Here is a 25,120-nt window from a genome sequence, read left to right as displayed (position 1 = left end):
TGAACGGTCGAGCGACGGGGAGACAACCTTCCGCAATCAGGCTTTTCACCGGCACCGGGCGCCCTATATGGCTCCCTGTCCGGTCTGGCACTTGCTCGCAGCAGCACTCGCACATTGTCCTCCTCGATTGGACAAGACCGAATTCCTCACCGCCGACTATCAGCAATCTCGCACGGAAAAGTCAAGGACATTTGTGCAATTCGATTGACATAAGTTTCACGTCATAGAATATCGGCAGCAGAAGAGCCGATCTCGCCCGCTCCTGTCATCCGCCATCGCTCCATTTCGTTTTCCGGAGTGATCATGATCCTAAAAGGCGCATGCGACAATCATTTCGGAGGACCTGTGGCCAAACTGAGACGCGGAACCCATACCGCCTATTCGGAGACCTCCTCCCTGAGGCTTCGCGCCGCATGGCTCTATTACAACCAGGGTCTGACGCAAAAGGATGTTGCCGAGCAGCTGGGCATCAGCCGCACCACCGTCATCCGCCTGCTGGATGAGGCCATGCGCCGCAGCGAGGTGCAGATCTGGATCACCGAAGGCATCGACGACTGCGTCGAGCTGGCGATCAAGCTGGAACGCACTTACGGGTTGGACGAGGCGATCGTCGTTCCCGAGCCGGCGAACGGCGACGTCAACGCGCAGGCAAAGAGCGTCGGCCTGGCGCTCGGCCAGTTTCTGACGGAAGCCATCCCCGACAATTATACGATCGGCGTCGGCTGGGGTCGCACGATGACGGCCTCGCTCGCAAGCTTCCGCCCGACCCGCCGCGACAATTGCAAGGTGGTCTCGCTGCTCGGCGGCATCGTCGCCGTCCACCAGACCAATCCCATCGATTACACGTGGCGCCTGGCGAGCCAGCTCGGCGCGGAATGCTACATGTTCCTGGCGCCGCTATTGGTCGATTCCGTCGAGACCAAGCGTAATCTCGTCGAAAAATGCGGGCTGGAAGCCATCTACCGGCTGGCGGAAAACCTCGATCTCGCCATCGTCAGCTGCGGCGATATCGGCCCGCAATCGACCTCGCTGTCGGAAGGTTTCATCTCGAAGCGCGAGCTGGAGGAGCTGATCGACATGGGCTGCGTCTGCGACACCATGTTCAACTTTCTCGACGCCGAGGGCAATTCCGTCGATCACCCCATCAACAAGCGCGTGATGTCCGTGGATCTCGATACGCTGAAGAAAGCCAAGCACATCGTCATATCGTCCGGCGGCGCTCACCGCGCCCGGGCGATCAGCGCCACCATCAAGCGCATCGGCTGCAATACCTTGATCACCGACGAAAGTGCGGCGAAGGCGCTGCTGCAGATGGCTATGGCGAAGGCTGCTTGAGCAAATGAATCCGAGTTTGCGGAGGGTGCATACCCCCTCTGTCACTTCGTGACATCTCCCCCACATGGGGGGAGATTGGTAACTCGCGGCGGCCTCTCGCCTCAAGCAAACATAGAATCTACTGAAACTGCAATTTAGTGTTTCGGAGAGAACGGGCGGCAAACTCCCAACAATCTCCCCCCATGTGGGGGAAATGTCCCGAAAGGGACAGAGGGGGGTTACCTACGCTCTACAAACTCAATACCTCCAAGAAAATACTCCCTCAAGCATCCCCCGATTCCCAACCCAGCATGGCTCGCTTGCGCGTCAGGCCCCAATGATAGCCCGTCAGCTGACCGTTCTTGCCGAGCGCGCGATGGCAAGGCACGACGAAGGAGATCGGGTTGCGGCCGACGGCCGCTCCAACGGCCCGCATCGCCTTTGGCTGGCCGATATCGCTGGCGATATCGGAATAGGTCACGGCCCGGCCCATAGGGATCTTCAGCAGGCTCTCCCAGACGCGCAGCTGGAAATCCGAACCGATCAGCACCACCCGCAACGGCTGATCGCCCGACCAGTTCGACCGTTCGAAAATGCGCACCGCGTAAGGCGCGGTCGCCTGCCGATCCTCGATGAACTCGGCATTCGGCCAACGGCAGGTCATGTCCTCCAGGCAGGCCCTCTCATTGCCGGAATCGCTGAAGGCAAGGCCGGCAAGACCGCGATCCGTGACCATGATCAGGGCAAGCCCGAAGGGCGAGATATGGAATCCGTAGCGCATCACCAGGCCGCTGCCCCTGGCCTTCCATTCGCCGGGAGACATCGCCTCATGCGTGACGAAAAGATCGTGCAGCCGGCTCGGGCCGGAAAGGCCGACTTCGAACGAGGTTTCGAGCAGCGGCAGGTCTTCCTTGCGCAGCAGACGCTTCGCATGGTCGAGCGTCACCGCCTGCAGGAAACCCTTGGGCGACAGGCCGGCCCAGCGGGTAAACGTCTTCTGCAGCTGCGTCGGCGACTGGCCGAGCCGATCGGCAAGCATTTCAAGCGACGGCTGATCGCGATATTCCTCGGTGATGAGCTCGATAACCTGCCGGACGGTCTCGTAATCCTGACCTTCCGGGGTAATGTCTTTCTTCAGCTGTGCAATCGCATTCATAATCTTTCTCCTTGGAAAGGAGAAAACCACGGCGGGGCGGGTAAAACCACCCGTTTCTTGCGCAGACGGGCTGTCTGCGAAAATGTGATGCTGCTGATTTCGGGGAACCCGTTCATATCCTCTGCGTGACCGTCGCCAGGGCGCGCTTGAAGGCCTTGGCAAAACTCTCGCGGTCCTCCGGATTGAGGAAGGAGCCGACATCCGTGTCGTGGCTTCTGTCGCGCACATGCATCGACACGACCCCGATTTCGCGATGCCGGCGAACCAGGAACCGCGTCCAGAACGGATTGAAGCGATGCTCGACCATCCGCCCCGTCGGCGAGAACTTGCGGATGGACACATTGGTACGCGATACCGTCACCTCTTCGCGCACGCGTCCGGAGCGGTAGTTGAGCCAGAAGGCGCCATAAAGGAGCAGAAAATCAGCGCCGAAGAAGATGCCGACCGGCCAGGCGCCGCGCGTGACGAAGATGATACTGTAGAAGAGGCAGAAAGTGCCGGCCAAGGCCAGCATCACCTTGAACCCCTTTCGTCCGAGCGAGCGATGGGGAAACAATTCGGCAGCGAAAACCGGCTTGTTGCCGTCTGCCGCAGTATCGGCGTTGCGTTCGGTCATGGGACTTGAGTATAGGTCGTTCATGGCAAATCCTAAGACCAAATCCAGCGCCCAAACCGCGAAAAAGTCAAATGCGACCGCAGGCCGCAAGTCGGCCGGAAGGAGCCTCTATTCCAAAGCGGATCTGGAAGAGATCTTCCGGCGCTTTTCCATCCAGCGGCCGGAACCGAAGGGCGAGCTGGAACACGTCAATCCCTTCACGCTGGTCGTCGCCGTAGCATTGTCGGCGCAGGCGACCGATGCCGGAGTCAACAAGGCGACGCGCGCCCTCTTCGCAATCGCCGATACCCCGCAGAAGATGCTCGATCTCGGCGAGGAACGCATTCGCGACTACATCAAGACGATCGGTCTCTACCGCAACAAGGCGAAGAACGTCGTCGCCCTGTCGGAAAAGCTGATCACGGATTTCGGCGGCGAAGTGCCGCGAACGCGCGAGGAGCTGATAACCCTGCCCGGCGTCGGCAGAAAGACTGCGAACGTCGTCCTATCCATGGCTTTCGGTCAGGCGACCATGGCCGTCGACACCCACATCTTCCGCATCGCCAACCGGCTGCTGCTCGCCCCCGGCAAGACGCCAGATGAGGTCGAGCAGCGGCTGATGGCGATCATTCCGGATCAATATCTCTACCACGCGCATCATTGGCTGATCCTGCATGGGCGCTATTGCTGCAAGGCACGCAAGCCCGAATGCGAGCGCTGCGTGATCGCCGACCTCTGTCGCTCGCCGGAAAAGACATGGGACATACCCGCGCCCCTCGTCGAGTTGCCCGCGCAGATCATTGGTGCGGAAGCCGCGGGCTAAGCCTGCCCCAACCGCCGGCTCGCTTCCTTGTGCGAGATCAGCTTGTGCAGATGCACCATCATGCCGGCGGCAAACAGCGGCGTCAGCAGGTTGAGAAGCGGGATCGCCAGAAAAGCGGCAATCACCAGACCGGCGAGGAAGACCGTGAGGGCGTGCCTGACGCGGAACTGCCGCGCCTCGTCCGGCGAGCGAAAGCGCATGGCGGCAAACTCGAAGAATTCCCGGCCGAGCAGATAGCCGTTCACCAGAAAAAAGGCGATCAGATTGACGCCCGGGATGAACAGCAGAAATAGCGCTATGACATTGCCGACGATGACGACGCCGAGAAACCGCACGGAGCTTTTCATCGCAGCGGCGATCGGCATGGCTGTTCCGGGCGCATCGCCCGGATAGTCGCGCTTTTCTACAACTTCGGCGACATCATCGAGAAACAGCCCGGCGATCAGCGCCGTGACCGGCGAGATCAGGAGTGCCATCGCCAATGCCAATGCGATGCCGGCAAAGATGGCCAGGAAGAGCGTAAACCAGCCCGTCCAGTCCGATGTGGATGGCATGAAGCCTTGCAGCCAAGGCAAGGCGAAGGAATTGAAGGCGCCGCGCAGTGCGAACCAGAGCACGGCGAGCGCCAGCAGCGTAAGGCCAAGAACCTTCCAGAAAACCTTGCGCGTCTCCGGCGCAAAGAGGTTTTCAAAAGAACGGCGGGCAGCAAGGGCAATCATTCGGTCTACCTCTTTTGGTGGCAATCGGACACCTAAGGAGCAGTTGCACCGATATCAATATCCCGCGTAGATATATGAATGTGTCAATTAAAAATTTGAATTATTGTAATACAGTTTGCACTAATATATTCTGTACGCCACATTAAGAACAACAACAGCAACAAGATCGGCCGCCCGATCAGATTTGAATGGCCAATTGACACAGCAATTGGTGCGACCGAACATCGAAAAGACCATCAACGAGGCGCAAAATTTGGAAGACCTTAGTCAGAAACTTAGACAATATATAAAGATCGGCACTCCGGCCGAACGAAGAATTGCTAAGTATTTCTCTGAACACTTAAATGAACTGCCGTTCGAAACAGCTTCCTCGGTTGCCGACAGGCTGGAGCTGAGCCCGATGACGGTAGGACGGTTTCTGCGTTCGCTCGGCTATCACGGTCTGGACGGGATAAAGGTGCATCTCAAGGAGAATGCACCCACGCTTTCGTCGCAATTGCCCAACATCCTCGAACAGCTTCAGAAGGACGCAAGCGAAGGCCATCCGCTTGCGACCCAGATCGCCGAACAGGTCGAGATGCTGCAGTATATCTACAACCTCGCCGGCCAGCCGCAATGGCAGGAAGCGGTTGCAACAATTCTGTCTTCCGGGAATGTCTTCATTACCTCTCACCCCAACCTCGCGGGGATTGGCCGTTATTTCAGCGACCGACTGGCCTTTGCCCGCGATCAGGTCCTGTTCCTCGACGGCGCCAATGGCAGCTACATCGAGCTGTTCGGCGAGCCAGCCGATGACGGGCTGCTTGTTGTCATCGACTCCCCGAGCTTCGTCGCGTCGCGTCTGCTGGCTCGTTCCGCGCGCCGCGCCGGCTGCAAGGTATTGCTGGTGACCGGTCAATTTACGGAATGGGCGCATGAATTCGCAAATATCACGCTGTCCCTGCCGCCTCAGCGCCCCAGCAGCCGCGAAAGCCTTTCAGCCATGATGGCGCTGCTGGAGTATCTGGCAATCGCCGTGGTTCAAGCCGCTGGCGAAACGGCGGAAATGCGAATTCGTCGCATAGAAGAGCTTCAAGGCATGTTCGCCCAGACGCCGCTTCGGTAAGCCGCCTATTCCATGGCATCCAGTTCCGCACGATGGCGATACATGGCGAGAAAGCGCCGGTAATCGCGATCGTAGAATGCCTTCCTTTCCGCATTCGGCAGCCTTTCATCGCCGCCTGGGTGCATCGCGGCGCCGGCTACGGCCAGGCTTTCATGGAGACCGCAGGAGACGGAAGCGGCAATGGCCGTGCCGAGCAGCACCGTCTCGTTCATCCTCGGGATCACCACCTTGCAGCCGGTGACGTCGGAATAAAGCTCCATAAGCACTGAATTTTTCACGTGGCCGCCGGCAACATGCAGCGTGTCGGGCACATAGCCGTAATCCCGCATCCGCTCCAGTATATGACGGATGCCGAGCGCAATGCCGACGCTGGTGCGCCAATAGAGCCGGCAGAGACCGTCGAAAGATGAATCCAGCGTCATGCCGCTGATGACACCCAGAGCGTGCGGATCGGCAAGCGGCGAGCGATTGCCGTGAAAATCAGGCAGCACATGGATGCGCCCGCCAAGCGAATCGCCTTCGGCAAGCCGCAACTCTGCAATTCGCCGAACGATACGGTCATGCAGCATCGCCGTCGGAGTTCCACCGGCCGCATGCATGCTGACGATATGGTCGAGCAACGCGCCCGTTGCCGATTGTCCGGCCTCGGCAAGCCACATGCCCGGGAAGACGGCTTCGTAATAGGGTCCCCACATGCCGGTGCTGCGCTTGCGCTCGCGCACGAAGGACACGACGCAGCTCGATGTGCCGGCAATCAGCGCCAGTTGATGCTCCAATGTGCCAGCGTCGACGGCATGCGCGGCAAGCGCGCCAAGCGCGCCGGCATAGGCATCGATCATGCCCGCGCCGACATGACAGGCGCGGTCGAGCCCCAGCGCCTCTGCCGCCTCGGCTGTCAACGTACCAATACTCCGGCCGACGGGAACGCTTTCCTCAGGCAGGCTGCCGCGCTCCCGCAGGTCGCCAAGGCCGATCACATTGAGAAAATCCGCCTGCCAGCCCGGCTTGCGATGCGCGAGATAATTCCATTTCGCCACCAGCGTCGAGCGCGATCGGGCAAGCGAGCCCGTCGCCTTCCAGGTCATGAAATCGGCAAGGTCGAAGAAATGGCCGGCCTCGGCCCAGCTTTCCGGCAGATTCTCCTTCAGCCACATCAGCTTCGGCATTTCCATTTCCGGCGACATGAAGTCCCCGGAATATTCGAGAACCGCATGCCTCGTCGCCGTGCAGTAGTCCGCCTCGGCCAAAGCCCGGTGATCGAGCCAGACGATGGTGTCGAACCTCTTCTCGCCGCCGGTGGAAACAGTCAGCTGCCTGCCATCACGGTCGCGCACCACCAGCGAGCAGGTGGCATCGAAACCGATCGCGCCGATGACGGATGCCGCAACGCCGGACGCCTTTACGGCCACGCGAACGGCGGTGCAGACGGCAGCCCATATGTCTTCGGAATCATGCTCGGCGTGGTTTTCACGCGGGCGATTCATCAGGATCGGATGTTCGCCTTTTCCCAGCAGTGAGCCGCTCGCCGTGAAGACACCGGCGCGCGCGCTGCCTGTGCCGATATCGACCGCAACCACGTGATCACGCATGCAAAAGAGGTCCCGACCACTTATCTCTTGTTGCGGACAAGTTGTATCAATTCCGGCATCGCGTCAAACACGACTTCCGGCGAAAGCTGCTCCAGCTCCGCCCGGTAACTCGGCGAATGCGCATGCGAACCGCCGGTGAAGGCAAAGACCGTCATGCCGGCCGCGCGCGCCGCCGTAATCCCCGCGGGGCTGTCTTCCACGACGATGCAATCCTTCGGCGGCACACCCATCTTTTCGGCGGCGTAAAGAAAGAGATCCGGCGCGGGCTTGCCGCGCTTGACCATGGTGGCGCTGAAAATATTCGGCTCCAGCTTGTCCAGAAGCCCGGTCACGCCGAGCGAGAGGCGAATGCGCTCCAGCTGGCTCGACGAGGCGACGCAGCGCGGAAGCGCAAGCGCATCCAGTGTGGCCCCAATGCCGTCGATCGGCTTCAATTCGTGTTTGAAGCGTTCATAGAGATCGTTGCGGATGCGATCGAGAAATGCCTGGTCGATGAAGACATCGAACTCCGTCTGCATCGTGTCGACAAGCGTCGCCAGGCTTTTGCCGAGGAAGCGGCTATAGACATCCTCCTCGCTCATCTCGACGCCGACATCACGCATCGCCTGGATGAGCACGCTGACCGACAGCGGTTCGCTGTCGACAAGCACACCATCGCAATCGAAGATTACGAGCCCTGTTTCCGCACCCGTCATCACAGATCCAACCCGAATTCTGTTGTTGTCCCGCCGGCCTGATTGACCGGCATGGCAATGGAAAACGGCCGGAACAGGAGAAGTCCGGCCGTTGAAAATTATTCCGCGAGTTTGTTGTCCAAGTATAGCTGCAGGGTGACGCGGGTACCCTTTTCCCACAGCGTTTTCAGTGCATGCGCGAAGCGCTTGCGGAAGAGATCCGACTTGGCGACATCGCCGAAAATGTCGTCGAGGGCAAGGAAGGCATTCGGATCGTCCTTGGCCTTGAGAGCGGCCTCATGCAGCCGATCTGCGCTGGCATCGTTGAAGACGATCTCCTTGCCGCTGTCGGTCTTGCCGGCGAAGTAGCGGCACCAGAGGGCAGAGACGAGCGCGAGGCCGACAATATCTTCGCCGCGGCGAAGGCGATCGGCCGTCGATGGCAGGATGAATTTCGGCTGGCGGTTCGAGCCGTCCTGCGCGAGGCGCGGAATGGTGTCTGCGATCTTCGGATTGGCGAAGCGCCGCTCGATCAGCTTGAAGTAATCGGCAAGCACAGTATTCGGCACCGGCGGGATGACGGGGATGATCTCATCGTTTTCAAGCTTGGCGAGGAAGGCGCGGATCAGCGGCTCTTCCATGGCTTCATGCACGAAATGGATATCCATCAGCGCCGCCGGATAGGCAATCGCCGCATGGCCGCCATTGAGGATGCGGATCTTCATGTGCTCATAGGGTGTGACGTCGGGCACGAAGGTGACGCCGACCTTTTCCAGCGCCGGACGGCCAGCCGGGAAATTGTCTTCCAGCACCCATTGCTTGAACTCTTCGCAATACACAGGCCAATTGTCCTCGATGTCGAAGGCCTCCTTCAGCAGGTCGATCTCGCGCGCACCCGTTGCCGGCGTGATACGGTCGACCATGCCGTTCGGGAAGGCGACGTTCGCGGCAATCCAATCGGCAAAAGCCGGATCGGAAAGACGCGCCGTACCGACGACGGCCGCTTTGGTGACGCCGCCATTATGGGGAATATTGTCGCAGGACATGACGGTGAAGGGCTGCAGGCCGGCGGCGCGGCGCCCCTTGAGGCCGGCCACGATCAGACCGAACACCGTCTTCGGCGCATCCGGGTTCTGCCCGTCGGCAACGATTGCCGGATGGGCGGGATTAAACTTGCCCGAAGCATCGATGAAGTAGCCGCCCTCGGTGATCGTCATCGAGACGATGCGGATCGTCGGGTCGGCGAGCTTGGCGACGATGGCCTTGGCGTCGCCGACCGGCAGGATGCCGATCATCGGCGCCGTCACGCGTGCAGCCGTGCGGTTGTTGTCCTGCTCGACCACGGTTGTCAGAAAATCCTGAGCGGCAAGCTTTTCGCGCATGGCGGCATCGGACGGCAGGACGCCGGCGCCGATGATGGCCCAGTCATGATTCTGGCCGGCATTGAAAAGATCGTCGAGATAGACGGCCTGATGGGCGCGATGGAAATTGCCAACACCGAAATGCACGATGCCCGCCGAAAGCGACTTCCGGTCGTAAGCAGGGATGGCCGCCGTTGCAGCCGCCTCCTGGAGAGTTGCGAGCGATAATTTGCACGTCATGTCTCTGGTCCTTCTGAAAGGTCTTTGGCTCCGGGCGGTTTGGGAAGGCCGCGCCGGCTGGTATGCTTGCCCGTCCGCGCGGATCGATGGATACGAACCGCGAGAAATGCACTGGCCATGCGCGCCGGTCGCGCACGGCCTTAATTTTTAGGCCGAGATCGCCAGCCCTTCGGCATTAAACCGGTGAATATGCGCCTTGTCGGGCGTCAGGTAGACGGTGTCGCCGGCCCGAGCCGGGAAATCGCCGGAGCCCCGCGCTGTCACCGATCCGATCCCGTCGACGTCGATATGCAGGAAAGTGTCGGAGCCGAGATGTTCGGCGACGAGCACCTTGCCCTGCCAGTCGCCCGCAGTGGTCGACAGCAGGGTATGTTCGGGCCGCACGCCGATCGTGTCGCCGCCGAGGCTCTGCGCATAGGCGCCCTTGACGAAGTTCATCTTCGGCGAGCCGATGAAGCCGGCGACGAAGAGGTTGCGCGGGCTGCGATAGAGCTCGAGCGGCGAGCCCACCTGCTCGATATTGCCCCGATTGAGCACCACGATCTTGTCGGCCATGGTCATGGCTTCGACCTGATCGTGCGTCACATAGACCATTGTCGTTTTCAGCTGCTGGTGCAGCTCGCTGATCTCGAGACGCATGTTGACGCGCAGCGCCGCATCGAGGTTCGACAAGGGCTCGTCGAACAGGAAGGCCGCCGGCTGCCGCACGATGGCGCGGCCGATGGCGACGCGCTGGCGCTGACCACCGGAGAGCTGGCGCGGCTTGCGTTCCAGATAATCCGTCAAGTTGAGGACGCGCGCGGCATCCGCGACCTTCTTGTCGATTTCCGCTTGCGGCATGTTCGCCATTTTCAGCGGAAAGGCGATGTTCTTGCGAACGCTCATATGCGGATAAAGCGCGTAGGACTGGAACACCATGGCAAGCCCGCGTTCGGAGGGCTTCAGGTTGGTGCCGTCCTTGCCGTCGATCAGGATCTGTCCGCCGGAGACGTCTTCGAGGCCGGCGATCAGCCGCAGCAGCGTGGACTTGCCGCAGCCGGACGGGCCGACGAACACGACAAACTCGCCATTGTCGATCTCGAGGTCGATGGAAGGGATGACCTTGGCTTCGCCGAAGACCTTGGAGACTTGTTTGAGAACAATGCTACCCATGTTTCTCTTCCTTACTTAACCGCGCCGAAGGTCAGGCCGCGAACGAGTTGCTTCTGGCTGAACCAGCCGAGGATCAGGATCGGAGCGATCGCCATGGTCGATGCCGCCGAGAGCTTGGCATAGAACAGGCCCTCCGGGCTGGAATAGGAGGCGATGAAGGTGCTCAGCGGCGCCGCGTCGACCGCGGAGAGATTGAGCGTCCAGAAGGCCTCGTTCCAGGCGAGGATGATGTTGAGCAACATCGTCGACGCAAGTCCGGGGATCGCCATCGGCGTCAGCACGTAGATGATCTCCTTGGCGAGTGTCGCGCCGTCCATGCGGGCGGCTTCGAGAATCTCGCCGGGGATTTCCTTGAAGTAGGTGTAGAGCATCCAGACGATGATCGGCAGGTTGATGAGCATCAGCACCACGACCATGCCGAGGCGGCTGGCGAACTGGTTGTTCAGGAGACCGAAACCCTGGAACAGCAGATAGATCGGGATGAAGGCGCCGACCGGCGGCATCATCTTCGTCGACAGCATCCACATCAGGACGTCCTTGGTCCGCTTGGTCGGCGAGAATGCCATCGCCCAGGCGGCCGGAACGGCGACGAGCAGGCCGAGAATGGTCGAACCGAAGGCGATGATGACCGAGTTGCCGAAGTGGAGGAAGTAGTCCGAGCGCGACTGCACCTCGAAGTAATTCTCCAGCGTCCAGTGAAAGAAGAGGAACTGCGGCGGCGAGGCGATCGCATCGCCTTCCGTCTTGAAGCTTGTCAGGATCGTCCACAGGATCGGGAAGAAGATGAGGATTGCCACGATCCAGGCGGCGATCGATACGACGATCTTGCGTTGTGTGGTGATCTTGCGTGCCATCTCAAGCCTCCAGATTCTTGCCGACTGCGCGCATCAGGAAGATCGCGACGATATTGGCGAGGATGACGGCGATGATACCGCCCGCCGATGCGCCGCCGACGTCCTGCGACAGAACGATCTGCGAATAGACGAGATAAGTGAGGTTGGTCGTCGCCGTGCCCGGTCCGCCATTGGTGGTGACGAGGATCTCGGCGAAGGCGGACAGCAGAAAGATCGTCTCGATCAAGATCACCACGGTAATGGCGCGGGCCAGATGCGGCAGGATGATGTAGATGAACTTCGAGATCGGCCCGGCGCCATCCATCTCGGCCGCTTCCTTCTGCTCTTCGTCCAGCGATTGCAGGGCCGTCAGCAGGATGAGCGTTGCGAATGGCAGCCATTGCCAGGCGACGATGATGATGATCGACAAGAGCGGAACCGTCTCCAGCCAGGTCAGCGGATCAAGCCCGAAAAACTTGAAGAGATGCGCCAGGAGCCCGTTCACAGGGTTCATGAACATATGCTTCCAGATGAGGGCGGCGACCGTCGGCATCACGAAGAAGGGCGCAAGCACCAGCATGCGCACGATGCCCTGGCCGAAGATCGGCTGATCAAGAAGGAGAGCCAGCGCAATGCCGCCAACCACGGTAATCAGCAACGCACCGCCGACGAGCAGCAGCGTCACGACGAGCGAGCTCAGGAAGGCCGGATCGCTGATGAAGTATTCATAGTTGAGCCAACCGATGAAATCATGCGCGCCGGGCGACAGTAGATTGTAGTTCAGCGTCGAGAAATAGATCGTCATCACGAGCGGGACGATCATCCACGCGAAGAGGAGCAGAACTGAAGGCGCCATCATGACGCGTGCGGTGGAACGGGTGTGCAACGTTGCCATGGCAAGTACCGACCTATCTTTTGAGTGGGAGAGGTGGCCGTGGACCGGCTGAAACGAAAAGGGCCGCCAAGGGCAGTTCGGCGCTCGGCGGCCTAGAGGAAAGCAGTGCTCGAGAGGGGGCACCGCTTTCCGATAGCTTCAAAGGCCCTTACTTCGGGTAGCCGGCCTTCTTCATTTCGCGTTCCGTCAGCTGCTGGGCAGCCTTGAGCGCCTGATCGACCGAGATCTGGCCGGCAAGTGCCGCCGAAAACTGCTGACCGACAGCTGTGCCGATGCCCTGGAACTCGGGGATGGCGACGAACTGGACGCCGACATAGGGGACCGGCTTGACGGTCGGGTGCGTCGGATCGGCCGAGTTGATCGAGTCGAGCGTCATCTTGGCGAAAGGAGCTGCCTTCTGGTAGTCCGCATTCGCGTAAAGCGACGTACGGGTGCCGGGAGGTGCGTTCAGCCAGCCTTCCTTCTGTGCGACCAGGTTGGTGTATTCCTTGCTGGTTGCCCAGGCGATGAACTTCTCGGCAGCTTCCGTCTTCTTCGAGGAAGCCGGGATGGCGAGGTTCCATGCCCAGAGCCAGTTGCCGCGCTTGCCGAGACCCTTATCCGGAGCCAGGGCGAAGCCAACCTTGTCGGCAACCTTGGATTCCTTCGGATCGGAAACGAAGGAAGCGGCAACCGTCGCATCGATCCACATCCCGCACTTGCCGGACTGGAACAGAGCCAGGTTTTCGTTGAAGCCGTTGGACGAAGCGCCCGGAGGGCCGGCGTCCTTCATCAGCTTGACGTAGAAGCTCAGCGTGTCCTTCCATTCCGGCTGGTCGAACTGTGCCTTCCACTTTTCGTCGAACCAGCGAGCGCCGAACGAATTCGACATCGCGGTCAGGAACGCCATGTTCTCGCCCCAGCCTGCCTTGCCGCGAAGGCAGATGCCGTAGACTTCCTTGTCCTTGTCGGTGATCTTGCGGGCCGCGTCGGCGATGAAGTCCCAGGTCGGCGCGTCCGGCATCTTCAGGCCGGCCTTGTCGAACAGGTCCTTGCGGTACATCACCATCGAGCTTTCGCCGTAGAATGGTGCTGCATACAGCTTGCCGTCGGTCGTCAGACCGCTGCGAATGGCCGGGAGAAGGTCATTCACATCATAGTCCTTGTCGGCGGAAAGCTTGTCGAGCGAGGCAAGCCAGCCGAGCTTGCTCCAGATCGGCACTTCGTAGGTGCCGATGGTCAGCACGTCGTACTGGCCGGCCTTGGTAGCGATGTCGGTCGTAACCTTCTGGCGCAATACGTTTTCTTCAAGCGTGACCCACTGCAGGTCGATACCGGGGTTCTTGGCTTTGAAATCGTCCGTAAGCTTCTGCATACGGACCATGTCGCCGTTGTTAACCGTCGCAATCGTGAGGGTTTCGGCAGACGCCAGGCCGGCAAACATCAGAGCCGAGCAGGCGCCCAGCAGTAAAGTTTTCAATTTCATATCTTCCTCCCAGAAGACCAAAGATGAGCATTCGCTTTGCTCATGGGCAATTACTCACATCTTGCGACAAAATGTCAATGCAGATTCGTTGCTGCATTGCCGAGCGAGCACCCTATCCATTTGTTTCTACGGGTTAAATTTTTTGCTCAAACCCTGAGCAAAAATTCGGCAACTGCCTCGTCGGTGATCAAACCATTGATCTGCTGACCGACAACGGCGGCCTTGATCGCCTCGAATTTGCGTCGTCCCTTGGCGATGCCGATGACGGCGCAGGTATCGCGCGACGGCAATGGCGCACTGGCGACGCGCTCGTTGACATCGTCTGGCATGAGCTTGCCGTCACCATCGAAGACCCAGCCGCAGATCTCCCCTGCGGCGCCTCGATCCATCAATGCCAGCATTTCGTCCTTTTCGAGGAAGCCGTCGAGACAGAGCGGCGCCTCGACGCCCATCTCGCCGATACCGACGAAGGTCACGTCGGCCTGCGCGCTGATATCGAGCGTCGAGCGCACCAGCGCCTGCGCATGCAGCAGCTCGCGCTCTTCCGCTGACGAGACAAGCACCGGCAACGGCATCGGAAAGTGTCGCGCCTTGACGACGTCGGCCATGCTGAAGATGACGTTGTAGTAGGCGGCGGAACCGTCAGGCCCGATATTGCCCGTTAGCGACACGACGCGGTGTTGCAGACATTCGATCGCCGGCAGCTGATCGACCGCAGCCTTCAGCGTGCGGCCCGTGCCGATCGCCAGCACGATCGGATCGCTACGGCGCAGCCAGCGCTCGATTTCGGCGGCGCCCGCTTCGGCAATGCCGATCGTGGAAGACGTGCTGTCCGGGTCGCTCGGCACGATATCGACATGGCGAAGATTGAATTTCTTCTTGAGCTCCGCCGCATATTCCAGACAGGCGGCAATCGGATGATCCAGCCGCACCTTGATCAACCGCTCGGCGACGGCGAGCGACACCAGCCTCTGCGCCGACTGGCGGGATATTCCCATCGCGACGGCGATCTCGTCCTGCGTCCGGCCGGCGACGTAGTAGAGCCATCCGGCCCGCGCCGCATCATCCAGCCGCCCTTGCGAATCCAGCTTCTTCGCCATCGCCTTCCTTTATCGAAACAGCGCTCTCGCCCGGGACGATCCGGGCCGGATCACTCAGTCTCCGGCGGGATGACGCCCTTGGTCAAGGTGAAACAGCCGTAGAAGCGGCGCTCGCCGGTCTGAACAACGCAAAAGGCATCCTTGGCGCGCTCGTAGAATGCAAAACGCTCGACCGGCATCAGCGGCCAATGCTTGCCCTCGGCCTTGTCGATCGCAGCCTGAACCTCGTGCTGGACCTGCGGCACCTCTTCCGGCGCGCCCACAACTTCCATGCGCGTCGCCGCATCGTCGATAAAGGTATCGAGCGGCATCAACGACAATATCGCCGCAACCGCATCGGCGGCAGATACGTTGTCGATGCGCAGCACCTCGCCCAGGACCGTCTGGCTCGCAATGGCCTCGGCCGGGAAGTTCGTGTCGACGACGACGAGCATGTCGCCATGCCCCATCGATTTCAGCGCATAGAGCACATCCGCGTTCAACAGCGGCGAAATTCCCTTCAGCATGATCGAGACCCTCCGATGGTCTGCAACGGCCATCCTGGGCCGCTTCGTTCTCCGCGCAAACAAGTAACCATCGCGTTCCTGTCTGTCCATAGACGCCGGGAACGTTTTCGGCGGACGTGCGGGCCATGAACTGTGTATCCAGCCAAGGCTTATTTCAGCCGTTATTGACCCGATAGGTTCGTCGGCATTAACTGAGGCGCGGTCAATGGTTGAGAGGTGCATGTGCGCATTCTTGTGGTGGAGGACGACGACACGATCGGCAGCGCTGTTCGCGACCATATCGCAGCGGGGCCTCACGCCGTGGACTGGGTCAAGAACCTGGTCGATGCGGAGGAGGTCACCAGCGCCGTGCAATACGGCCTCATCCTGCTGGATCTGCAACTTCCAGACGGCAGCGGCATCGATTTTCTCAAGCGGTTGCGCCGCAAGCCCGACGAAACGCCCGTCATCATCCTGACGGCGCGCGACCAGATTTCCGACCGGATCGAGGGCCTGAACAGCGGCGCCGACGACTATCTCGTCAAGCCGTTCAACCTCGGCGAACTGACGGCCCGCATCCTGGCGGTCGCCCGGCGCTATGCCGGCAGCCCGCAGCCGACCCTGCGCTTTGCCGATCTCGAAATCGATCAGCCACAGCGCCGGGTGCGGCTGGCCGGCAAGGACGTTATTCTGACAGGACGCGAGTGGGCCGTGCTCGACCTGCTGATCACGAGGCCCGGCGCCATCGTATCGAAGGACAAGATAGAGGAAGCGCTCTATGCCTTCGGCTCCGAGATCGAAAGCAACACGGTGGAAGTCTATGTCAGCCGCCTGCGCAAGAAGATCGGCAAGGACCGCATAAAGACAGCCCGCGGCGTCGGCTACTGTCTGGGTGAGCGATGACCGAACGCAAGGAACCCAGCCGCGCCAGCATTACCAGGCGCCTGATCACCGCGCTGACCGGCACCGTCGTCGTCTTCTGGCTGATTGCGGTGGGCATCGGCGTCTATGTCGTCAACAAGGAGCTTTCAGAGACTTTCGACGGCGCATTGCAGGAGACCGCCGAGCGTCTGATGCCGCTGGTGCTCGACGATCTCGCCAATCGCGACCACTCCGGCGATCCCCAAAGCCTGGAAGAGCTCAACAAGGGGCTGAACCGCGAATATCTCACCTACCAGGTGCTCGACGGGAACGGCAAGGTCATCCTGCATTCCCACGACGCCCCGGCAACGGCCTATGACGTGCCGCTGAAGATCGGTTTCCACAATACGGAGCGATACCGGATCTATACGGAATCCTCGGCCGACGGCTCGATCTTCCTGCATGTCGCGGATGCCTTCAAGAATCGCCGCGAGGCATCGCGCGAGACCGGGGTCTCGCTGCTGTGGCCGCTGCTGGCCCTCATCCCCGCCAGCATCATCGCCATCGGGATCGTCGTCGGCCGCTCGCTGCGGCCGATCGATCGCCTGCGATCGCAGATCGCCACCAAGGATGGCGGCAACATGGCCTCGATCGAGAGCGAAACGCTGCCGCTCGAACTGCAGCCGATCGCCCGCTCCGTCAACCTGCTGCTCGAGCGCTTGCGCCTCGCCCTTGAAGCCGAGCGCGAATTCACCGCCAACAGCGCCCACGAGCTGCGCACGCCGATTGCCGGCGCGCTTGCCCAGACCCAGCGACTGATCGCCGAATTGCCGCCAGGGCAATTGGCGGAACGCGCCGGCCGCATCGAAACATCGCTCTCCAATCTCGGCCGGCTGGCGGAAAAGCTGCTGCAGCTCTCCCGCGCCCAGGCCGGCATTGGTGCGGGAGACAAACCCGCCGACCTCGTAGGCATCATCGAAACGGTCATCGAAGACTACGATCGCGATAGCGGAACGGCGGGCCGTGTTCTGCTGGAGAACGAGACCGCCGGAAAACTGATCCGCAACGTCGATATCGACGCATTCGCCATCGTCATGCGCAACCTTATCGAAAACGCCTTGATTCATGGCCCGGTCGACGATGAGGTGACCGTCAGCATCGACGACCGCACCGTCCGCGTCATCAATGGCGGTGCCGTGCTTTCCGCACATGATCTTGCCGGCCTGAAGAAGCGCTTCTGGCGCGGCAAGACGAAGGCGGCGGGCTCCGGCCTCGGGCTTTCGATCGTCGAGCGTATCGTCGACCAGATCGGCGGGCATCTCGATCTGCGATCGCCGGCAACCGGCAGGGTAGATGGTTTTGAAGCCAGGATTACCCTGCCGTCCGATTGACCCCGCTCTTTCCGGCACGATTTGATCCTGCAAAGGATTGATCTTGCAAAGACTGGCAAAGGGTGCGAGCAAGTGCCCCATGTTTCCAGCGGGTCGATATTCATGATCGTTTCCTTCGACATCGGCGGCAGCGCCATCAAGGGCGGCATCGCCCGCTCCATGACGGATCTCGTGCCGCTGGCTCGGCGCCCGACTCCCAGGCACGATTTCGCTGAGTTCGTTGCGGCTTTGCGTGCTGTCATCGCAGAAGCGGACGAGAAGCCGGATTGCCTCTCCTTCTCCATCGCCGGCGTCGTCGATCCCGATACGCAGGCGCTGACCTGTGCCAATATTCCCTGCATTCACGGCCGGGGCCTTGCCGCCGATCTGGAAGCGGAACTCGGCTATCCCGTGCTGATCGCCAACGATGCCGATTGCTTCGCCATGGCCGAAGCGATGTCCGGCGCCGGCCGCGGCCATCGCATCGTCTTCGGCGCCATTCTCGGCACCGGCGTCGGCGGCGGCCTGGTCGCGGACGGCCGGCTCGTCAATGCTGCCGGCGGCTTTGCCGGGGAATGGGGCCACGGCCCCATCATCGCCTCCTTCGCCGGCAATCCACCGGTCGCCATTCCCGCCTACCCCTGCGGCTGCGGCCAGAAGGGCTGTGTCGACACGGTCGGCGGCGCCCGCGGCATTGAACGCCTGCACAAGACGCTACACGGACTGGAATTCTCCAGCGAGGAGATCATCGGCCGGTGGCTGAAGGGCGAAGACCGTGCCGAGCGCACGATCGACGTCATGGTCGATCTGGTCGCCTCCCCGCTCGCATTGACCATCAACATCACGGGCGCAACCATCGTCCCGGTCGGCGGCGGTCTTTCCAATGTCGAACCGCTGCTGGCGCGGCTGGACGAAGCCGTGCGTGCCCGCATCCTGCGCAAGTTCGGCCGGCCGCTCGTCGTGCCCAGCGAGTGCAAGCTGGAACCGGGCCTCATCGGCGCGGCGCTGCTGGGCCTGCAATATGCCGGAGAGCAAACCCATGCTGCTTGAGGTCTGCGTCGAGGATATTGCCGGCCTCAAGGCTGCCGTCGAAGGCGGCGGCGATCGCATCGAGCTTTGCAGCGCGCTCCCTCTTGGTGGCTTGACGCCGAGCGCCGGGCTGATGGCTGCGGCGGCGAAGATGCCTATTCCCGCCTACGCCATCATCCGCCCACGCGCCGGCAGCTTCGTCTATTCGGCAGACGAGCTCGAACTCATGAAGCACGACATCGACGCGGCGCGCTCTGCCGGACTGCCGGGCGTCGTGCTCGGCGCCTCCCTGCCGGACGGGCGGCTGGATGTTAAGGCGCTTACCGCCCTTGCCGCCCATGCCGAAGGTCTCGGCAAGACGCTGCATCGCGCCTTCGATCTGGTGCCTGACGTCGAGGAGGCCGTGGACATGGCCATCTCCCTCAGCTTCGAGCGCATCCTGACGTCGGGCGGCGCAAGGACCGCCGCCGAAGGCGTTGCCATGCTCGAACAGGCGATTGCCGCCGCCGCCGGCCGCATCGCCATCATGCCCGGCTCCGGCGTGACGCTGGCGACGGTCGGTGAGCTATGGCCCCGGCTGCGGATCAGCGAGATCCATGCATCCTGCTCCGCAACCGTCACCGAGGCGGATGAGCGCCTCATAGCGCTCGGCTTCTCGACGCCGTCGGCTCGCCGCACGGATGCCGCCACCGTCAAGGCACTCAAGGCGTATTTCGCCTAGAGCACGGCGCAAAGGCCGTGCAGCGATTTAGCGACAAGGACAAGCGAGAGGCCGAAGGTCCGGAACACAGGAACCGGATGCGGAAGATCGCGATGTGCTTTGGGCAACATCATGAATTGACAAAGAAACATTAGAATGATCAATCGTTCATAAACGCATATGCTGTAGCCATGAACGGGCTGCGCAACATACAGTTATTGCAGCAAGCAGGTTTCCTCGGGAGTAGCTGTGATCTGAATCATGTCGGTGGCGCCACCTAGCAAGAAAAGCAGAGCTGTCTTCTGGATTGCGGCTGTTGTCATCGGTTCGATCATCCTGGCAACCGCGCTCCTTGCCAACGACATGCGCAATCTGAGGGCGCTGGATAGCCGCTATCACCTCAATCTGTTTCCAAAGCAGGAGCAACAGGCAGTAGCAGCAGCACCGACGGCACCTTTGCCGGAGCAGCAACCAGCCCATGCGGCAACAACGCCTCCGGCCGTGGTACCGGCGACATCTGCCCCGGCATCCAGGCCAGCATCCAGGAATGTCCGAGCGAAACCGGTCAGTGTCACCACCAGGCCATCCGTCAAGAAGAGGTCGCATCTGCTGGACGAGCCCGTCGACGCGCTCCTGAGCGCCTTCGTGCGCAGCTGGCGCATGTCAGGCGAAACGCTTTGCGCCGATCTCGAGAAATTCGGCCTGCCCGTCGGGCAATGGCGGCAAAGCGAATTGGGCACCGGCACATCGGAATGCAGCTATGCCATCCAGAAGGGCGCCTATGGCGATGCGAAGGCAGCCTCTTTCTTCATCATCGCCCGCGGCAAGCCGAGCGGTGAACTCGAGACCATCCGCATCAAGGTCATCATGCCCGACAATGATGATGGCAAGGCGATTGCCGGCACCTTCGTCGACACTGTCGTCCTGCTGCTGAACGAGACACACTGGCTGGACTTTCAGGGAGCGCTGGATGCGATCGGCAAACTGCAGGACGTGACGCTGCAGGCCTTCGGCGCCAAGCTCAGTTTCTTCAAGGAATTCCAGGGCAACAACAATTTCAACCTTCAGCTGGAATTGCGGAGAACGGCGCCGGAGCAAATCCGCACCGCGATCGTCTTCGACAAGGCGCGCTGGACGCTGCCCTCCCCCATCTCGACCAACTAGACCCTAAAGTTCCGGCATTCGGCAGGTTCGGTTTTTGTTGCGCTGCGCCATGGATGGTGCTCAAATAGGCGACGATTCCGAAGGTCGGCGGATCACCGGCCGGCAGCACCATGTTTCCCGAGAGCACGAGGCGGTTTCCGAAGGGATTCATGCAAATCGTCAAACGCGCCGGACCCCAGCCGGCCGTTGGAAAGCCATTACATTTCATGGATTCGATAGATCCCAATCCGCAGGGCCAGACTTTTGCGGTCGAACGCAACCCTCGCCTACGCTACATCATCCCCGCCGTGGTCGCCGTCGCCTTCCTGATGGAACAGCTCGATTCGACTATTCTCATCACCGCCGTCCCCGATATCGCCAAAAGCCTCGGCACGACGCCGGTACGCATGAATCTGGCTGTCACGACCTATATTCTGACGCTTGCCATGTTCATCCCGGTCAGCGGATGGTTCGCGGATCGCTTCGGCGCGCGGCGCATCTTCGCGCTTTCGCTGTTCATCTTCACAATCGGCTCGATCCTCTGCGGGCTGGCGACCAGCCTGCCGATGCTGATCGCCACCCGCGCGCTGCAGGGCTTCGGCGGCGCGATGATGACGCCAGTCGGGCGCCTCATCCTCATCCGCAGCTTCCCGCGCAGCCAGCTGGTGACGGCGATGACCTACATGACGCTCCCCGCCGTCATCGGACCGGTGATCGGGCCGGTGCTTGGCGGCTTCCTGACGACCTATCTGTCCTGGCGCTGGATCTTCTGGGTCAACCTGCCCTTCGGCCTGATCGGCATGTTTATGGCGCTGCGCTATGTCGAGGACACGGAGCGCGACGAGACGATCAAATTCGATTTTCCCGGCTTCGTCATGGTCGGTCTCGGCTGCGTGCTGCTTCAATACGGGATCGAGAATATCGGCCGTCCCGCAATTCCGGTATGGGCGATCTTCCTCGTTCTCGCCGCCGCCGGTCTGCTGCTGGCCGGCTTCATTCGCTACGCAAGAACGGCAAAGTCGCCGGCCGTCGATCTCACGCTCTTCAAGCTGCGCACCTTCCGCATCGGCACGCTTGCCGGCGGCATCTGTCGCGTCGGGTTGAACGGCGTGCCTTTCCTACTGCCGCTGATGTTGCAGGTCGGTTTCGGCTTGAGCCCGATCGTCTCAGGCACCCTGACCTTCGTCAGCGCTCTGAGCGCCCTTGTCGTGCGGCCGGTGTCGGTGAAATTGCTGAAGCTTTACGGCTTCGACCGCATATTGACCTGGAGTGCCGTTTTCGGCGCAGCCGTCGTTGCCGGTTTCGCCCTGATCACGCCCGACACGCCGCACTGGTTCGTCATCCTCTATGTCTTCATCTTCGGGCTGGCGCGTGCGGCGCAGTTCATGACATCAAACACCCTGTCATATTCCGATACGCCGGCCGCCCAGCTCAGTCGCGCGACCAGTCTCGGCGGCGTCCTGCAGCAGTTGAGTGTCAGCTTCGGCATCTCTGTCGCCGCCATGCTGCTCGATCTGGTCACGCTGGATGGATCGCCGCTGACTCCGGAAAAATTCCATCTGGCCTTCCTGCTGATGGCAATCATTCCCCTGCTCGGCATACCCGGCTTCCTCAAGCTGCAGCCTGAGGATGGCGTGCAGGTGAGCGGCCATCAGCGCCGGCCGAAAAAGCAGTTGTAAGGGCTAAGCCGCAAGCGCCGAAGCGCGCGGATGGACGAGATGATCGCGAAGCACCGCGCCCGAGCGGTCGACTTCCTGCATCAGCACGTCGTAACTCCACAGATCGGCCAGGTGCTGCAACACGCGCTTGGCATCCATATCGTCGAGCATCGCACCGTTCAGCACCGTATGCTTGACCAGAAGCCGCCTGTCGCCAGCAAGATCGACATCGACGATCTCGATATGCGGATCGATCCAGCCGACATCATATTGCCGCGACAGCTCCCGGCGGATGCGCCGGTAACCGCGCTCGTCGTGAATGGCGGCAACCCGCAGCCCTTCTTCCTCCTCCGGATCATCCGTCAGCTGGAACATGCGCATCTTGCGCATCAGGTGCGGGCTCAGAAACTGTGCCACGAAACTCTCGTCGCGATAATTCGCCCAAAGATCGCGCAACACCGCCATGGCGTCGCCGGTCCCGGCGATCTCCGGGAACCACTGACGATCCTCCTCCTCCGGCTTCGTGACGATGCGCTCGATATCCTGCATCATGGCAAAGCCGATCGCGTAAGGGTTGAGACCGGAATAACGGGGATCGTTGAAGGTCGGCTGGAAGACCACATTGGTATGCGATTTCAGGAACTCCAGAAAATCGCCGTCGCTGATGCCGCCGCGCTCGTGCAGCCGCGTCATGATGCTATAATGCACGTAGGTCGCCGTACCCTCGTTCATCACCTTTGTCTGGCTCTGCGGATAGAAGTACTGCGCCACATGCCGCACGATACGAATGATCTCGCGCTGCCACGGCTTCAGGCGCGGTGCCATCTTTTCCAGGAAATAGAGGATATTTTCCTGCGGCAGGCCGGCCAGCGCGCGGCGCCGCTCCAGATCAAGGTCGAGAGTCTTCTTGCCATGTCCGGCCGGAACCGTACGCCAGAGGTCGTTGAAGATCTTCTCGTCATATTCGCGCCGCTCGCGCTCACGCTTTTCCTCGTCGCGCAGATCAGGCGTCTTTCTGCCGGCATAACGGTGGACGCCATGCGACATCAGTGCATGCGCGGCATCCAGCGTGCGCTCGACGGTCGCATGGCCATAGCGCTCCTCACAGCGCGCGACATAGCTCTTGGCGAAATTGAGGTAATCGAGAATGCCTTCGGCATCGGTCCACAGTTTGAAGAGATAGTTGTTCTTGAAGAAATGGTTATGGCCGAAGGCGGCGTGCGCGATGACCAGCGCCTGCATCGTCGCCGTATTCTCCTCCATCAGATAGGAGATGCAGGGCGAACTGTTGATGACGATCTCATAGGCAAGACCGCGCAGGCCCTTGCGATAGAAAGCCTCGTGATGGGCGAAATGCTTGCCGAAGGACCAATGCTTGTAAAACAGCGGCATGCCGATGGAGGAATAGACGTCGAGCATCTGCTCGGCGGTGATGATCTCGATCTGGTTGGGATAGACATCGAGCCCAAGCTCGTTGACGGCGATCTTCTCGCAGGCATCGTGAATCCGCTGAATGGTGGCGAAATCCCAGTCCGCACCGTCGAAAAGCCGCTCCATCGATGCCTTTTTGGCCATTATCCGCTCCTTGTTTCCGCCGTCCGACGCTGGAAGAGATCGTGGAAGACCGGGTAGATCTGGCTGCGATCGCTGACACGCCGCATGGAAAGCACTGGCCAGCCCGCCTGCATCCGCTCGTAGAGCGACCAGATCGCCGAGCCGGAAGAAATCGCGACGCTACGCGCCTCACCCACTTCGAGATAGGCGAAATATTGGCAGACGGGCAGGATCTCGCTCGTCATCAGCGCTGCCGTCGTCGCATTGTCGGAATAGGCATTGTCGCCGTCCGACGCCTGCGCGGCGTAGATGTTCCAGTCCGAAGCGGGAAAGCGATCCCGCACGATCCGCCGCATGGCCTCGAGCGCGCTCGAAACCTGCGTGCCGCCGGTCGCCGGACTGCGGAAGAAGGTCTCCTCGTCCACCTCCTCGGCGACATCGGTATGCCGGATGAAGACGATCTCGACGCGGCGATACTGCCGGGTCAGGAAGATATAGAGCAGCATGTAGAAGCGCTTGGCGAGATCCTTCATATGCTCCGTCATCGAACCGGAAACGTCCATCAGGCAGAACATCACGGCTTGCGCCACCGGCTTCGGCTCGTTCTCGAAGCGCCGATAGCGGATGTCGATCGGATCGATATAAGGAATGCGCCGGACCTTCGATTCCAGCATCTTGATTTCGGCTTCGAGCTGAGCGCGGCGTTCCTCATCCGTGCATTCCTCGGCCTCCTCGATCAGCTTCTCAACGGTCTCCGGCTTTGGACGATGTAGCGCGACGCGGCGCATCATGGCGAGCCGCATGGTGCGGTTGATGGCGAGATTGGCGGGTGATCCTGTCACCGAATAGCCCGATCGCACCGGATTGATCTGATCCGCCGATATCAGCCGCCGCTTGGCGAGGTCGGGCAATTCGAGATCGTCGAGAAAGAGATCGAGGAATTCGTCCCGCGTCAGGATGAAGCGGAAGGCATCCTCGCCGGTGCCGTCGCCGCCAGCCTTCGGCTTGCCGCCGCCGCCTTCCGGGCGGGGAAGCACATCGCCTTCTATGAAGTCTTTGTTACCGGGAAGAATATGTTCCTTCAGCCCCTCGGGGCCGCGATGGAACCGAGGTTCCTCGGTTCCATCTAGGGGAATGCTGATTTCGCCACCCTTCAGAATGTCCTGAATGTCGCGATTTTGAGAGGATTCGTAGACCGCTCTCTGCACCAGCGCTTTTGCTCTTCGCAAAAATCGTTGACGATTTTCCAGACTTTTTCCGCCTGGATTCAGGCGTCTGTCAACAATGTGCATTCCTTCT

Annotated in this window: 23 protein-coding genes; 9 read left to right on the top strand and 14 right to left on the bottom strand. The window is 60.9% G+C overall.

From position 1 onward, the window contains the following. Positions 1–345: 345 nt before the first annotated feature. A complete protein-coding gene (locus ACIQWP_RS04490; protein ID WP_402782894.1) occupies positions 346–1,335 on the top strand; it encodes a sugar-binding transcriptional regulator in 990 nt (329 codons plus the stop codon). Positions 1,336–1,597: 262 nt separating this feature from the next. Here the strand turns inward: ACIQWP_RS04490 and ACIQWP_RS04485 are convergent, their stop codons facing one another. Both ACIQWP_RS04485 and ACIQWP_RS04480 read right to left on the bottom strand, forming a co-directional pair. Next, positions 1,598–2,470 carry a methylated-DNA--[protein]-cysteine S-methyltransferase gene (locus ACIQWP_RS04485; protein ID WP_402782892.1) on the bottom strand — a complete coding sequence of 291 codons (873 nt, stop codon included), beginning with the start codon at positions 2,468–2,470 and terminating at the stop codon, positions 1,598–1,600. Positions 2,471–2,582: 112 nt separating this feature from the next. Beyond that, a complete protein-coding gene (locus ACIQWP_RS04480) occupies positions 2,583–3,086 on the bottom strand; it encodes a DUF2244 domain-containing protein (RefSeq protein WP_402782890.1) in 504 nt (167 codons plus the stop codon). Between ACIQWP_RS04480 and nth the strand changes: the two genes are divergently transcribed. Next, positions 3,085–3,888, top strand: a complete 804-nt coding sequence (nth, locus tag ACIQWP_RS04475) for an endonuclease III (RefSeq protein ID WP_402782888.1) — start codon at positions 3,085–3,087, stop codon at positions 3,886–3,888. The genes ACIQWP_RS04480 and nth overlap by 2 nt on opposite strands. Here nth and ACIQWP_RS04470 read toward each other — a convergent pair. Then, a complete protein-coding gene (locus ACIQWP_RS04470; RefSeq protein ID WP_402782886.1) occupies positions 3,885–4,607 on the bottom strand; it encodes a sulfate transporter family protein in 723 nt (240 codons plus the stop codon). The two genes, nth and ACIQWP_RS04470, sit on opposite strands and share 4 nt — an antisense overlap. Positions 4,608–4,860: 253 nt before the next feature. Here ACIQWP_RS04470 and ACIQWP_RS04465 point away from each other — a divergent pair, with 253 nt between their 5' ends. Beyond that, on the top strand, positions 4,861–5,712 hold the full coding sequence (locus ACIQWP_RS04465; protein WP_402784330.1) for a MurR/RpiR family transcriptional regulator: 852 nt from the start codon (positions 4,861–4,863) through the stop codon (positions 5,710–5,712). Between the two features lie 5 nt (positions 5,713–5,717). On the opposite strand, the gene ACIQWP_RS04460 is transcribed toward ACIQWP_RS04465, so the two are convergent. The 9 genes from ACIQWP_RS04460 to ACIQWP_RS04420 all read right to left on the bottom strand — a co-directional run bounded on the left by ACIQWP_RS04460 (position 5,718) and on the right by ACIQWP_RS04420 (position 15,527). Further along, positions 5,718–7,301: an FGGY-family carbohydrate kinase gene (locus ACIQWP_RS04460; protein WP_402782884.1), complete on the bottom strand. Its 1,584-nt coding sequence runs from the start codon at positions 7,299–7,301 to the stop codon at positions 5,718–5,720. A gap of 20 nt (positions 7,302–7,321) precedes the next feature. Beyond that, complete coding sequence (locus tag ACIQWP_RS04455) at positions 7,322–7,996, bottom strand: HAD family hydrolase (RefSeq protein WP_402782882.1); 675 nt, start codon at positions 7,994–7,996, stop codon at positions 7,322–7,324. Between the two features lie 98 nt (positions 7,997–8,094). Continuing rightward, positions 8,095–9,576: a mannitol dehydrogenase family protein gene (locus ACIQWP_RS04450; RefSeq protein WP_402782880.1), complete on the bottom strand. Its 1,482-nt coding sequence runs from the start codon at positions 9,574–9,576 to the stop codon at positions 8,095–8,097. Between the two features lie 147 nt (positions 9,577–9,723). Continuing rightward, positions 9,724–10,728, bottom strand: coding sequence for an ABC transporter ATP-binding protein (locus ACIQWP_RS04445; RefSeq protein ID WP_402782878.1), 1,005 nt, complete (start codon positions 10,726–10,728; stop codon positions 9,724–9,726). Between the two features lie 11 nt (positions 10,729–10,739). Continuing rightward, positions 10,740–11,582 (bottom strand): carbohydrate ABC transporter permease, encoded by an 843-nt coding sequence (locus tag ACIQWP_RS04440; protein WP_402782876.1) that lies wholly within the window; start codon positions 11,580–11,582, stop codon positions 10,740–10,742. 1 nt (position 11,583) lies between these two features. After that, positions 11,584–12,456, bottom strand: a complete 873-nt coding sequence (locus ACIQWP_RS04435) for a carbohydrate ABC transporter permease (RefSeq protein ID WP_402782874.1) — start codon at positions 12,454–12,456, stop codon at positions 11,584–11,586. A gap of 148 nt (positions 12,457–12,604) precedes the next feature. Beyond that, positions 12,605–13,921, bottom strand: a complete 1,317-nt coding sequence (locus tag ACIQWP_RS04430) for an ABC transporter substrate-binding protein (RefSeq protein ID WP_402782872.1) — start codon at positions 13,919–13,921, stop codon at positions 12,605–12,607. Positions 13,922–14,067: 146 nt separating this feature from the next. Next, positions 14,068–15,021 (bottom strand): sugar-binding transcriptional regulator, encoded by a 954-nt coding sequence (locus tag ACIQWP_RS04425; protein WP_402782870.1) that lies wholly within the window; start codon positions 15,019–15,021, stop codon positions 14,068–14,070. Positions 15,022–15,071: 50 nt separating this feature from the next. Continuing rightward, entirely contained in the window at positions 15,072–15,527 is a 456-nt protein-coding gene (locus ACIQWP_RS04420) for an RbsD/FucU family protein (RefSeq protein ID WP_402782868.1), read from the bottom strand. Positions 15,528–15,749: 222 nt separating this feature from the next. Between ACIQWP_RS04420 and ACIQWP_RS04415 the strand changes: the two genes are divergently transcribed. The 6 genes from ACIQWP_RS04415 (at position 15,750) to ACIQWP_RS04390 (ending at position 22,288) form a co-directional block, all read left to right on the top strand. Continuing rightward, positions 15,750–16,409, top strand: a complete 660-nt coding sequence (locus ACIQWP_RS04415; protein WP_402782866.1) for a response regulator — start codon at positions 15,750–15,752, stop codon at positions 16,407–16,409. Further along, positions 16,406–17,758: an ATP-binding protein gene (locus tag ACIQWP_RS04410; protein WP_402782864.1), complete on the top strand. Its 1,353-nt coding sequence runs from the start codon at positions 16,406–16,408 to the stop codon at positions 17,756–17,758. The genes ACIQWP_RS04415 and ACIQWP_RS04410 overlap by 4 nt, the downstream gene beginning before the upstream one ends. Positions 17,759–17,860: 102 nt before the next feature. Continuing rightward, positions 17,861–18,787 carry an ROK family protein gene (locus ACIQWP_RS04405; protein WP_402782862.1) on the top strand — a complete coding sequence of 309 codons (927 nt, stop codon included), beginning with the start codon at positions 17,861–17,863 and terminating at the stop codon, positions 18,785–18,787. Next, positions 18,777–19,487, top strand: a complete 711-nt coding sequence (locus ACIQWP_RS04400; protein WP_402782859.1) for a copper homeostasis protein CutC — start codon at positions 18,777–18,779, stop codon at positions 19,485–19,487. The genes ACIQWP_RS04405 and ACIQWP_RS04400 overlap by 11 nt, the downstream gene beginning before the upstream one ends. 240 nt (positions 19,488–19,727) lie before the next feature. Then, positions 19,728–20,630, top strand: a complete 903-nt coding sequence (locus ACIQWP_RS04395) for a DUF6030 family protein (protein WP_402782857.1) — start codon at positions 19,728–19,730, stop codon at positions 20,628–20,630. Between the two features lie 206 nt (positions 20,631–20,836). Beyond that, a complete protein-coding gene (locus ACIQWP_RS04390) occupies positions 20,837–22,288 on the top strand; it encodes a DHA2 family efflux MFS transporter permease subunit (protein WP_402782855.1) in 1,452 nt (483 codons plus the stop codon). A gap of 3 nt (positions 22,289–22,291) precedes the next feature. Here ACIQWP_RS04390 and ACIQWP_RS04385 read toward each other — a convergent pair whose 3' ends face one another. Beyond that, a complete protein-coding gene (locus ACIQWP_RS04385; protein ID WP_402782853.1) occupies positions 22,292–23,842 on the bottom strand; it encodes a SpoVR family protein in 1,551 nt (516 codons plus the stop codon). Further along, a complete protein-coding gene (locus ACIQWP_RS04380; RefSeq protein ID WP_402782851.1) occupies positions 23,842–25,113 on the bottom strand; it encodes a YeaH/YhbH family protein in 1,272 nt (423 codons plus the stop codon). The genes ACIQWP_RS04385 and ACIQWP_RS04380 overlap by 1 nt, the downstream gene beginning before the upstream one ends. Between the last annotated feature and the right edge of the window lie 7 nt (positions 25,114–25,120).

It is taken from the genome of Rhizobium sp. NPDC090279, assembly GCF_044769665.1.
Classification (GTDB): domain Bacteria; phylum Pseudomonadota; class Alphaproteobacteria; order Rhizobiales; family Rhizobiaceae; genus Rhizobium.
The sequence above is the reverse complement of the archived record's forward strand: the minus strand, read 5'-3'. Positions and strand labels throughout refer to the sequence as shown.